Here is an 11,856-nt window from a genome sequence, read left to right on the forward strand (position 1 = left end):
ATGAAAAGTTCGATGTGCAAGGTGATCCGAATGAAGTCATCATCGATTTTCAAGAAAGTAGAGTGGTAGATATGTCAGGGATTGAAGCCTTGAACAAACTTACCGAACGCTATGCCAAGGCAGGGAAAAAGATACATTTAAAGCACTTAAGTAAAGATTGTAGACAGCTTTTACATACTGCTGACGATATCATTGATGTGAATGTATTGGAAGATCCTACGTACAAGGTGGTGGTCGACAACCTTTAAAATTTCACCTATATCATAAGGGGTGATATTAATTAAAGGTGCCCTTATTTGTCACTTGATTCTTTCGATACTTGATTCGGTAGCTATACTCCCTTTAAGGCCCAAATTACCCATCCATTTTTTATCGGCTTCGGCCGATTTGGTTACTAGATAATATGCACCTTTTGGCAATACAACTGTTTCAATGGTCTTGGCTTCACAATCTTTTCCAATAGGACATGAAACACTTATAAAGCTCATTAATTCTCCTGAACTTGATCTTATTTCGCTGATCAGTTGAACAGCAATGTTAGGATTGGAGTTTGCCATTTTGTAGTCTATTTTTTGTATCCCTCCCATTGGGATCCATAATTTGTGGGCTACTTCTGTTTGTGATTGAAGGATGGACATCCCTGATTTTTTTTCGCAAAAGTTAATCCCCGTTGTTATCTCCTTACATCCAGTGGGGGTATTGCTTAAGAAGAGTATTTGTTTAAAATCTGTTTGCACCGTTACAGATTCTTTAGGTTCGGTATTTCCCACATCACTTCCAGTATTCTCCCCGGTATTTTGGCCACCTATTTCAATATTGGCGGAAGTGTTCTTGCTGTTTGTAAGTATTTCTTTTATTTCCTCATCAATGACAAGATTGTCTCCTTTTAATAATTCAATAAAGTTATTCATTGCCTGTATGGCCATTTCCTGTGTAATATTTTTATTGGGACCGAAAAGGTCTGCAATACTTAGTGCCATTTGTTTCCATTCCTCACTAGGGCGAATGGCGGCTAAATCCCGAAAGCGTTCGCTATTTTCGGAAACACGTTTCCACGGCCAAAAAATCCAACCACTGACATGATATTGGGGGTTTTCATATAATGCAACTTCCTCTTTTATCCATTTCGCGTTATGCGCCCCAAATTCACCGTTCCAAAGAGGTACGTTATGTGCTTTTGCGATTGTGGCCAGTTTAAGCAAATTGGCTTGATCGGTATCATTAGTGAAAAAGTTATAGGAATGAAAACTGTATACCTGGTTAGCATCCAAAGGAGTAATGTACATACTGAAATCACTTGAAAATTGACTTCCTTCCAATATGATCATATGTAGGGGATCAACCTTGCGGATTTCGTTTATGATACGACGATTTAAATCGATGAGGTCTTTACCTTTTGGGGGATCGGGTTCATTGATCAGGTCATAGCCTGCTATGATTTTTCGATTTGCATAGCGTTTAGCAATAGCGCCCCAAATTTCTACCGTTCTTTCTTGATACTTAGGGTTATGCCATACATTTATAAGCTCCGGATCGGATACAAATGCACCTTGTCCGCCAGGTACCGAATGAAAATCCAGGACCACATACACCTTGTGTCGTTCGCACCAATCAAGTAGATTATCTATATATTTCCACCCTCTTGCAGTATAGTTTTCCAAAGGATTTGAATCTTCGAAGACCGTATGGTTAAAAGGTACACGTACCACATTAAGCCCTAATCCCGCAATCGTTTCTATGTCTTTTTCAGTAATGTAATTCTCATAAATGGCCGTACGGAACTTATCGGTATGGGATTTCCCAGCCATGGCTTCCAAACGATTCGTAATCTTGGTTTCAGAGGTCATGCCAGCGCCCCAAAGTGGTCCATTCCACATTAACCAACCTTCCAAGATTACACCACGCAATTTGATCGGTTTGTTGTTGCCGTCAACAATTTGAAGCCCTTTTGTATGGACCATCGAATTGTTCGTTGGTGTGGCAATCGGGGTTTGGATTTGGCTTTCACCTACTGGTTTAGGGGTTACACATCCGCCCATTGAAATGAAGGTGAAAATCACAAATACAACCGTATTTGCGATTCTTCTTTGGATAGGGTGTAAACTCATGGCTATTTATTTTTGGATAATGGTTAATGATTATTTGTTGGGTCCTAATCGTGGTTATTGATCAAAAACAGATTTTCATTCTATTGATTGGTTTGGTAATAAAGACGATTGTTTGAAAATTTTGTAACATGATATGTATAAAAACTTATTTTTCAGGAGTTTAGTATCTTATTCTTAAAATAATGATGTCATTAATGGTATCAACTTATTGAAAAATCCAACCTACAAGGTGGTGGTCGATAACCTTTAATCACGCCAGCCAAGCTTTGCCAAAAAATAGCAATCCCTTCCCGAGATGATCGATATGCAAGAATTGTTGCTCCATTTTACAAAGCGATATACGTCGGCATAGGCCGAATAAATCTGTTACAATAAGAGACGTATGGTGCGTATCGACGAAAAATGGCTTGGGTTTACAGCTTGCAATTTAGTTGTACTTGACCTTCCTTAAAATGCGCAAGGTTTCTTTCAGGGAATTATAAATCCGCTGGTCTGTCTTTTTTAATAGGGACCGTGCTTTTTCCATTTGGTCCTTGGCCTCTTCAAAGCCATTAAAGTAACAAATAAGGTAGGTTGCCGGTAATTGGACCAAATCAGCCTTTTCGGCAGACTTTAAAACAAGACCTTTCTCCAACTTCATTAGTAAGGCATTGTTCGTGTTGAAAATATGGTGCAAGGTCTTGGTATCGTACTTGGGAGGGTCAAAGATCATCTGACCTTGAATCTGATAGGTCCCCTTATCTTCAAAAATGATTTTTACCTCCTCCAATGGATAGTAATTATGGGTTTTCCCAAGCCCTAATCGCACATATTCGGTGATGGTGAAACTGTCATCATTGTAATCGAGCATAACCTCATCCAATGTGGAATAAAACAGTTTTACCTGTTCGTTGATCAATTCAATATCAACCCGCGAGAAATAGGTCTTGGATTTCACCTTTTTGACATGACCCGCCCAACAAACCACAAATTGTTCTTTAAACACCTTGTAACTACTCTCTAGGTCTTTGTGTCTGTGGTTGATAAAATCGATGACCCCATCCAACGTCAACTCAATATTGTTTCGTGCATGTTGTTCTATGGTGGCAACTACCTCTGAGTTGATATCCTTCAACTCAATATCATAGGCCTTGGGCATACTTATACTCCCTTCCCTGAAAAAAACCGAGCCCCCATAATATTTCCAGATATTCTTTTTTAAGGAACACACCCTCCCATTCGAGGTTATGGTTACCAATCCAATAACCTTGCCTTCTGAAAGATGGGGAAAAGGAATGTTCTCATAGGAAATCAACGGAGGATTCTCCAAATAGGCATTGACGAGGTTCTGGATTTTGCTGTCATCGAAAAAATCAACACCTACAAGGGTATTGTCCTCATCCTCTACCCCGATAACAATGAACGAATGGTTTTTGGGATTACTATTGGCAAGCGCACAAACATGTTTCAGGAATTTGGCCTTGCCTTCCTTATGGCCAATGGCAATAAATCGCTTTTTGTCGTAAAAGCTGTTCTCGTCGTTATGTGCGAGAAGATTTTTTACCAATAAACGTTTATTGATCATAATTCTTATTGACTATAGTGGAAGATGCCTGGGCCGTTGGCATCACGACCAAATCCGCAATGTTCACATGATAAGGACGAGTGACCACGAAAAGAATAATATCGGCAATGTCTTCGGGCCGCAAGGGTTGAAATCCTTCATAGACCTTTGCTGCTTTACGATCATCCCCTTTAAAGCGGACCAAACTAAACTCGGTCGCTACCAATCCAGGGTTTACCGCCCCTACCCGAATGCCATATCTATTAAGGTCAATACGCATACCTTGGTTCAGGGCATCAACAGCATGTTTGCTGGCGCAATATACATTGCCCCTGGGATAGACTTCCTTGCCTGCGGTAGAACCGATATTTATGATATGCCCTGCTTTTTTCGCCACCATTTTAGGTAATACGGCCTTAGATACAAAGAGCAACCCTTTGATATTGATATCGATCATGGCCTCCCAATCATCCAGACTACCTTCCTCAATAGGATCCAACCCATGGGCATTGCCTGCATTGTTCACCAAAATATCTATATCCGAAAATTCATTGGGCAACGTATTGATCTGTTGTAGAACCTCGTCTTTGTTCCGGATATCAAAATTAAGGGTGTGTACACGCGTCAAAACACCAAGCTCTTTCTGTAATTCCTGCAAACGCTCATCGCGCCTTCCACACAGGATCAAATTAAAATTGTTAGCCGCGAAAAGGCGTGCGGTTGCCCTCCCGATACCGCTGGTCGCACCCGTTATCAAAGCTAATCTGGGACTTTTGGCAATTCCTTGGCTTATCGCTTTTGGGTGTGTTTCATTATGCATATGTTGTTTATTTATTATATCAATACTGGTCACCTCATTACTTTTTGGATTACCACCTTTGGAACAGTCCTTCTTGAAGCTATTCATGCATCCTGACGACATGTTTCCATGCAAGGATATACCCCCGAAAAATACTTTCTGAAATCCGATTTCCCACCTTAATCCAAGATAACTTCAGAAAGGTCAATTGTAATAATCCAAAACTCAAAACAACGGTTCCTTAGCCCTTCCATTCCCCTTTTTGGAGACCACTTTTTCGAGCTACACGAACGCATGGTTCCAACCATTATTTTATAAAATTTGTCCATGTTTGCCACATCGCTGTGAATTTAAAAAGAAAACACTTAAAAACTTCATAAAAATAGGGGCTTTCATGAATTTTTAACCAATCATTAACAGCGATACAGTGAATAAATTTTCAATTTGCACCCCTGTTTGGATCATACCAAACCAATACCCAAAAATTCGGTACAATATATGGAAGAAAATACTTCAGTGGACATTAGCGCAGTGAATGAAAAAATTGCCCAGGACAGCGCCTTTATAGATTTATTGATGTTGGAAATGAACAAAGTGATCGTGGGCCAAAAACACATGATCGAAAGGTTGCTGATCGGCCTATTGGGGCAAGGGCATATCTTATTGGAAGGTGTTCCCGGACTGGCAAAAACCCTAGCGATCAATACCTTGGCCAAAGCGGTAAAAGGAAGTTTTAGCCGAATACAGTTCACGCCCGACCTATTACCAGCCGATGTTGTGGGAACCTTGATATACAATATCAAGGAAAATGATTTTTCAATTAAAAAAGGTCCCATTTTCGCCAACTTCGTATTGGCCGACGAAATCAATAGGGCGCCGGCTAAAGTACAATCGGCCCTTTTGGAAGCCATGCAGGAAAGACAGGTGACCATAGGTGATGAAACCTTTATACTGGATCAACCGTTCTTGGTCATGGCCACCCAGAACCCGGTGGAACAAGAAGGTACGTATCCATTACCAGAGGCTCAGGTAGACCGTTTTATGTTGAAGACCGTGATCGATTATCCAAAAATGAATGAAGAACAACTGATCATGCGCCAAAATCTAATGGGTGTCTATGATCAGGTAAATCCGGTGATTACTACCAAACAGATCTTAAGTGCCCAACAGGCGGTACGGGAAGTCTACATGGATGAAAAAATAGAAAAATATATACTGGATATCGTTTTTGCGACCCGTTATCCCGAAAAATACAATCTCGAAAACCTAAAACCCCTGATCAGCTTTGGAGCATCACCTCGTGGCAGTATTAACCTAGGGAATGCCGCCAAATGTTATGCTTTCATCAAACGCAGGGGCTATGTGGTTCCTGAAGACGTGCGGGCAATAGTGCATGACGTACTTAGGCATAGAATAGGCCTGACCTACGAAGCCGAAGCAGAGAATATTACTTCTGAGGAAATCATCAACAAAATCGTTAATGAGGTTGAAGTACCATAAAAACAGTCGGCAGTAAACCGTACGCTTTGGTTCGCGTGCTGTGCAACTAAGTGCTACTGAATACTGAATACTGTGTACTGACAAAGATGGATACCAAAGAATTACTAAAGAAAGTTCGTAAGATCGAGATCAAGACGCGTCGTCTGTCCGACCATATTTTTGGAGGGGAATACCATTCTACTTTCAAAGGACGTGGTATGACCTTCAGTGAGGTACGACAGTATCAGTTCGGCGATGATGTACGCAGTATCGATTGGAATGTAACAGCCCGATATAATGAACCCTATGTAAAGGTCTTTGAGGAAGAAAGGGAGTTAACCATGATGTTGATGGTAGATGTGAGTGGCTCAGAGTTTTTTGGCACTACCAATCAATTCAAAAAAGAAATAATCACCGAAATTTCAGCAACCTTGGCATTCTCTGCCATGCAAAACAATGATAAAGTTGGTCTTTTATTGTTTTCAGATTCTGCTGAACTCTATATACCACCAAAAAAAGGAAAATCGCACGTATTGAGGATCATTAGGGAATTATTGGAGTTTAAGCCCAAAAGCAACAAAACCGATATTTCCGAAGCCTTAAAGTACCTAACCAATATCATGAAGAAGAAAGCCATTGTCTTTGTGCTTTCCGATTTCATTGCGGAAGGTTATGAAAAAACCCTTAAGATCACGGGGAATAAACATGATGTAACCGGTATTCGTGTCTATGATGAACGTGAGGAATATATTCCCAATTTAGGAATGGTTCAAATGCAGGATGCCGAAACAGGAACCCTGCAATTGGTAAACACCCAATCAAAAAAAGTACGTATGGCTTATGGGGAACATCATCGCCAACGGGTGAAATATTTTCAGGAAACCTTCACAAAATCAGGTTGTGGGGTGTTGAGTTGTAGGGTAGATGAAAGCTATGTGAAAAAGCTGTTGGGCTATTTTAAAAGACGAGGTTGATGGGGGTCATGAATTACGTAATTCGAAGTTGGGGACCACGCACTATCATGATGCGGGGCCTTTTCCTATGCGCTTTTTGCGTTTCCTTAATCGGATTTTCCCAAACGACTCCGAACATAACCTCTGAAGTGGATACCACCTTTATTAAAATCGGAGATCAACTGAATTTCAAGGTGACTGTAGAAGTTGATTCCACCGATAGCGTCATCTTCCCGGAAGGACAAACATTTTCACCCCTCGAAACCGTTGAGGCCTTTGCGACGGATACGACACGAAAAAAGGATAGGTTCACTTTAATGAAAACCTACGCCTTGACCCAATTTGACTCGGGTTCTTACAAATTACCGGCCCAACGTATTGAAATCAATGGAAAAGGATATTTTACGGATTCCTTACGTATCGATGTGGCAACTGTACCTGTAGATACCGTGGCCCAAAAAATGTATGATATCAAACCTTTGATCCAGGTAGAGAAAAGCAATGCTGGTTGGTGGAAGATCCTTTTGGGTATCTTGGTCATTTTGGGCATCATCGCAGGTATCATGTATTGGTTCTTTTTAAGAAAGAAACCGTTGACCGAAGCCGAAAAAGTAGCCTTACTGCCGCCCTATGACCGGGCATTGTTGGAATTGAAAAAATTAGACAATTCAAAATACCTGATCCAGGATGAATACAAACAATACTATTCCGAGCTCACCGATATTGTACGTTCTTACCTTGAGGAAGATGTCAATGTTTCAGCCCTTGAAAGTACAACGGATGAATTGATCGTTAAGTTGGAGATGATGAAAGATGCGGGAGAACTAAAACTCGACAATGACACCATCAAACAATTCAAGAGTATTTTGCAGACCGCCGATTTGGTGAAATTTGCCAAATCAAAACCGCCGACCAATGTGGCCCTGCAGGATAGAAAAGCGGTAGAGCACATTGTAGTAAAGACCCATGAGGCCATCCCGGAACCTACCGCGGAAGAATTAATGGAACTAGAGGCATATCAAGACGAACTTGCCCATAAAAGACACCGTAAAAAATGGATGATTGCCGGCGCCTCTGCGTTAGGTGTGCTCTTGATTTCGGTCATTGCCCTTACTGTGCATTACGGAGTCTCAATGGTTTGGGATACAGTTTCTGGTCACCCAACCAAAAGACTTTTAGATAGCGAATGGGTAGCGAGTTCCTATGGATACCCCCCAATTCAATTGGAAGCCCCGGAGGTTTTGGTACGTCAGGAAGTGGATATCCCAGAGGAGGCCAAAGCAAATATAAAGGAGCTTCAATCTTTTATGTTCAGCGATGACAAGGCATTGTTGACATTGGCGACAACCTCAACAACATTTACGCAACCCGCCGAACCTGAATTCGAAAAGACCATAGAACAACTCTTAAAAGGTTTTGAGGAAAAAGGGGCCAAAAACATAATCACAAAACAAGAGGAATTTGTAACCGTAACAGGAGTTAAGGGCATAAAAACCTACGGGAGCGGAAAATTCAAAATCCCAGGATCGGAAGAATTGGTCCAAGGAAAATATGTGATACTCAGCTTTGGTGGAAAAGGATTTCAGCAACAGGTTTTATTGACCTGGCAAGATGGAGATTCCTATGCCGAAGAAATCATGAATCGTGTTTTAAGCACAATCGAGGTTAAAACAGAAGTTTAAATGCTAGAGAATATATCATTTGCGAATCCAGAATTCTTTTGGTTGCTTTTAGTGCTTCCATTGGCTATTCTTTGGTATTTTTTTAAGCGCAATGAATTATCGGCTTCCTTGAAAATATCGAGCATAAAGGGATTTTCAAATGTTGGGTTCCTTCCCAAATTAAAACCGCTGTTGTACGTTTTCAGACTTTTGGCGCTGACCGCCATTATAGTCGCCATGGCCCGACCACAGACCGAGGATATTTCTACCCGTACCAAGACCACCAAGGGAATCGATATTGTAATGGCAATTGACGTTTCTTCGAGTATGTTGGCAAGGGATTTAAAACCAAACCGATTGTCGGCTCTTAAAGAGGTGGCCTCTGATTTTATAAAAGAAAGACCCAACGATAGGATCGGCCTTGTCGCCTATGCCGGGGAGGCCTATACCAAAACGCCCATTACCAGTGACAAATCGATAGTTTTGAATTCGCTACGGGAAATCACCTATGGGCAATTGAACGATGGTACGGCCATTGGCATGGGCTTGGCAACTTCGGTCAACCGATTGAAAGAAAGCAAGGCCATCAGCAAGATCATTATTCTCTTGACCGATGGTGTAAATAATTCCGGCTTTATTGAACCCCAAACCGCTGCCGACTTGGCGGTAGAGTATGGGATAAAAACCTATACCATTGGTCTTGGCACCAATGGCAATGCCCTTTCACCCATCGCCTATAATGCCGATGGTTCATTTAGATATGGTATGCGACAAGTCGAGATTGACGAAAAACTGTTACAGGATATCGCAGATGCCACAGGAGGGCAATATTTCAGGGCAACTGACAATGAGAAATTGGAAGCCATTTACGAAGAAATCAACAAATTGGAAAAAACAGAAGTAGAGGAATTCAAATATTATAAATACGAAGAAAAATTTAGGCCTTGGGTATTCTTGGCTGGTGCCTTATTATTATTGGAGTGGGTACTTCGCAATACCCTATTCAGAAGTTTTATATAGCTTATGGTTCAATTTGACGAAAAAATATATTTCTACCTTCTCGCCATCATTCCGGTGATCGTGGTGTTGTTCGTATTACAGCAAATCTGGAAAAAACGAACCCAGAAAAAATTTGCCGAATCCGCACTGCTCAAACGATTGACCCCTTCAAAATCGAATTTCAAATCGGTTCTGAAATTGCTATTCTTTCTTTTGGGAATAACATTTCTGGCCTTGGGACTGGTCAATCCGAAAATAGGAACCAAATTAGAAACGGTTAAACGTGAAGGCGTTGATATTGTATTTGCGGTCGATGTTTCGAAGAGTATGCTGGCCGAAGATATTGCCCCAAATCGATTGGAAAAGGCCAAACGATTGGTTTCAGAGATCATCAACCAATTGGCGAGCGATCGCATCGGTATCATCGCCTATGCCGGTCAGGCATTTCCACAACTACCCATAACCACCGATTATGGGGCCGCGAAAATGTTCTTGCAAAATATGAATACCGATATGCTTACGTCACAAGGAACGGCCATTAGCGAAGCATTGGAATTGGCTACGACCTATTATGATGATGAAGAGCAGACCAATCGGGTACTATTTATTGTTTCCGATGGGGAGGACCACTCAGAAGGCGATACCCAAAAAGCCCTCGACGATGCGGTGAGCGAAGGCATTCGCATTTTCACCATTGGTGTAGGCAAAAGCAAAGGAGCCCCGATACCCTTAAAAAGAAATGGGGTGGTCGAGAGCCTTAAGAAAGATGCACAAGGTGAGGTGGTGATTACCAAACTCAACGAAGCCATATTAAAAGAAATAGCGCGTGAGGGTGATGGGGAATATATCGATGGGAGCAATACCGGAGAGGCGGTTGAGCATATCAAGGAAATCCTTTTGAAAATGGATAAGACCGAATTTGAAGCCAAACAATTCGCCGAATTCAAAGATCAATTTCAATGGTTTTTAGGAGCCGCACTTTTATTTCTATTTTTAGATATTTTTATTTTGGACAAAAAGACCAAATGGCTTAAAAAGTTGAATCTTTTCAATGAAAACCACAAAGAAGCAGCATAATATGAACAAGATCGTACTTTTATTGTTTTTTATCGTTTTTGCCTCTTTTGCCCAAGACCGGAAAGAGGAGAAATTGAAGGAAAAAGCACTTTTAGAATCTACCAATCTTACCTGGGAGGGTAATAAGGACCTGTCGGAGAATGACTTTGTCTCAGCCGAAGTTGATTACCGAAAAGCCATTTCAAAAAGTGGGGAGAATAATTCAGCTCCATACAATTTAGGAAATGCCTATTACAATAAAGAAACCTACAGTGAAGCTTTTGGAAGGTACAAACAAGCTGGGGAAGTGGCCACTGCCAAGGAAGATAAGCACAAGGCCTACCACAATATGGGCAATGTATTCATGAAAAAGAAAGAATATGAAAAGGCCGTCGAAGCCTATAAAGAAGCTTTACGCAACGATCCTAAGGATGAGGAAACCCGTTATAATCTCGCGCTGGCCAAGGAACTTTTGAAAAAACAGCAAGACGAGCAAAAAAATAACGACGAAAATAAGGACGATCAAGAAAAAAAAGATAATCAGGATCAAGATCAAAAGAACGAAGGGGATAACAAGGAAGATCAAAAAGACCAGAATGACAGTGATAAGAAAGATCAAGGGGATGATGGGGATAAAGAAGACGAAAAAAAAGAGGACACTAAAGAAGGGGATGGAAATCAAAAAGAAGAAGATAAAAAGCAACCGGAGCAAGGTAATCAACCCCAACAAAAAGAACAGCAACAACCTAGACCCAATCAACTTTCCCCACAGCAGATTCAAAATCTGTTAGAGGCTATGCAAAATGAGGAAAAGAAAGTGCAGGAAAAAATTGATGCCCAAAAAGTGAAGGGTGCCAAAGTCAAAAATGAAAAGGATTGGTAATGAAAATAGGTTTTAAATATTATATGGCATTGCTTCCCTTGTTGTTCATGACACTTACAATGAACGCACAGGATGATGCCGTAACCTTTGAAGCAAACCTGAGCAAGGAAAAGCTGGGTATTAACGAAAGGCTGCGTATAGAATTTACCATGAACCGGGACGGTGATGATTTCACACCCCCTGATTTTAATGGTTTTCGGGTAGTATCAGGCCCATTACAGGCCATAAGCTCTTCATGGGTCAATGGGGTGCGCTCCTATTCAAAAACCTACTCCTACACCTTGGCCCCGACAGCTCGAGGCAAATTCACCATCAAACAAGCTTCGATTGTCATCGATAGAAAGGTCTATAAATCCTTGACTAAAACCGTAGAAG

11 protein-coding genes are annotated in these 11,856 nt (G+C 41.2%); 8 read left to right on the forward strand and 3 right to left on the reverse strand.

Annotated features, from left to right (window positions below; all coding sequences use genetic code 11):
• The coding region (locus WBM98_RS01655; protein ID WP_424364281.1) for an STAS domain-containing protein at positions 1 to 248 on the forward strand (248 nt) is incomplete at its 5' end.
• A gap of 51 nt (positions 249 to 299) precedes the next feature.
• On the opposite strand, the gene WBM98_RS01660 is transcribed toward WBM98_RS01655, so the two are convergent.
• The 3 genes from WBM98_RS01660 to WBM98_RS01670 form a co-directional block, all read right to left on the reverse strand.
• Positions 300 to 2,108, reverse strand: a complete 1,809-nt coding sequence (locus WBM98_RS01660) for a glycoside hydrolase family 5 protein (RefSeq protein WP_424364282.1) — start codon at positions 2,106 to 2,108, stop codon at positions 300 to 302.
• A 427-nt stretch (positions 2,109 to 2,535) separates the two neighbouring features.
• Positions 2,536 to 3,672 (reverse strand): ATP-binding protein, encoded by a 1,137-nt coding sequence (locus WBM98_RS01665; protein WP_424364283.1) that lies wholly within the window; start codon positions 3,670 to 3,672, stop codon positions 2,536 to 2,538.
• Positions 3,662 to 4,471, reverse strand: a complete 810-nt coding sequence (locus WBM98_RS01670) for an SDR family NAD(P)-dependent oxidoreductase (RefSeq protein WP_424364284.1) — start codon at positions 4,469 to 4,471, stop codon at positions 3,662 to 3,664. Before WBM98_RS01670 ends, WBM98_RS01665 begins: the two co-directional genes overlap by 11 nt.
• 477 nt (positions 4,472 to 4,948) lie before the next feature.
• On the opposite strand from WBM98_RS01670, the gene WBM98_RS01675 reads away from it, so the two are divergent.
• The 7 genes from WBM98_RS01675 to WBM98_RS01705 all read left to right on the forward strand — a co-directional run.
• A complete protein-coding gene (locus WBM98_RS01675; protein ID WP_424364285.1) occupies positions 4,949 to 5,950 on the forward strand; it encodes an AAA family ATPase in 1,002 nt (333 codons plus the stop codon).
• Between the two features lie 86 nt (positions 5,951 to 6,036).
• Positions 6,037 to 6,903, forward strand: a complete 867-nt coding sequence (locus tag WBM98_RS01680) for a DUF58 domain-containing protein (protein WP_424364286.1) — start codon at positions 6,037 to 6,039, stop codon at positions 6,901 to 6,903.
• Positions 6,903 to 8,564: a BatD family protein gene (locus WBM98_RS01685; protein ID WP_424364287.1), complete on the forward strand. Its 1,662-nt coding sequence runs from the start codon at positions 6,903 to 6,905 to the stop codon at positions 8,562 to 8,564. Before WBM98_RS01680 ends, WBM98_RS01685 begins: the two co-directional genes overlap by 1 nt.
• Complete coding sequence (locus WBM98_RS01690; RefSeq protein WP_424364288.1) at positions 8,565 to 9,563, forward strand: vWA domain-containing protein; 999 nt, start codon at positions 8,565 to 8,567, stop codon at positions 9,561 to 9,563.
• A 3-nt stretch (positions 9,564 to 9,566) separates the two neighbouring features.
• Complete coding sequence (locus WBM98_RS01695; protein ID WP_424364289.1) at positions 9,567 to 10,619, forward strand: vWA domain-containing protein; 1,053 nt, start codon at positions 9,567 to 9,569, stop codon at positions 10,617 to 10,619.
• Positions 10,594 to 11,481: a tetratricopeptide repeat protein gene (locus WBM98_RS01700; protein WP_424364290.1), complete on the forward strand. Its 888-nt coding sequence runs from the start codon at positions 10,594 to 10,596 to the stop codon at positions 11,479 to 11,481. Before WBM98_RS01695 ends, WBM98_RS01700 begins: the two co-directional genes overlap by 26 nt.
• On the forward strand, positions 11,481 to 11,856 hold a 376-nt coding region (locus WBM98_RS01705), incomplete at its 3' end, for a BatD family protein (protein WP_424364291.1). The genes WBM98_RS01700 and WBM98_RS01705, both read left to right, overlap by 1 nt.

This window comes from Maribacter sp. (assembly GCF_049667165.1).
In the GTDB taxonomy this organism is placed as follows: Bacteria; Bacteroidota; Bacteroidia; order Flavobacteriales; family Flavobacteriaceae; genus Maribacter_A.

Coding starts and splice junctions, on each gene's coding strand:
- WBM98_RS01665 (WP_424364283.1), bottom strand. CDS start 3,672: ATGATCAATAAACGTTTATTGGTAAAAAATCTTCTCGCACATAACGAC.
- WBM98_RS01695 (WP_424364289.1), top strand. CDS start 9,567: ATGGTTCAATTTGACGAAAAAATATATTTCTACCTTCTCGCCATCATT.
- WBM98_RS01675 (WP_424364285.1), top strand. CDS start 4,949: ATGGAAGAAAATACTTCAGTGGACATTAGCGCAGTGAATGAAAAAATT.
- WBM98_RS01660 (WP_424364282.1), bottom strand. CDS start 2,108: ATGAGTTTACACCCTATCCAAAGAAGAATCGCAAATACGGTTGTATTT.
- WBM98_RS01690 (WP_424364288.1), top strand. CDS start 8,565: ATGCTAGAGAATATATCATTTGCGAATCCAGAATTCTTTTGGTTGCTT.
- WBM98_RS01680 (WP_424364286.1), top strand. CDS start 6,037: ATGGATACCAAAGAATTACTAAAGAAAGTTCGTAAGATCGAGATCAAG.
- WBM98_RS01670 (WP_424364284.1), bottom strand. CDS start 4,471: ATGCATAATGAAACACACCCAAAAGCGATAAGCCAAGGAATTGCCAAA.
- WBM98_RS01685 (WP_424364287.1), top strand. CDS start 6,903: ATGGGGGTCATGAATTACGTAATTCGAAGTTGGGGACCACGCACTATC.
- WBM98_RS01700 (WP_424364290.1), top strand. CDS start 10,594: ATGAAAACCACAAAGAAGCAGCATAATATGAACAAGATCGTACTTTTA.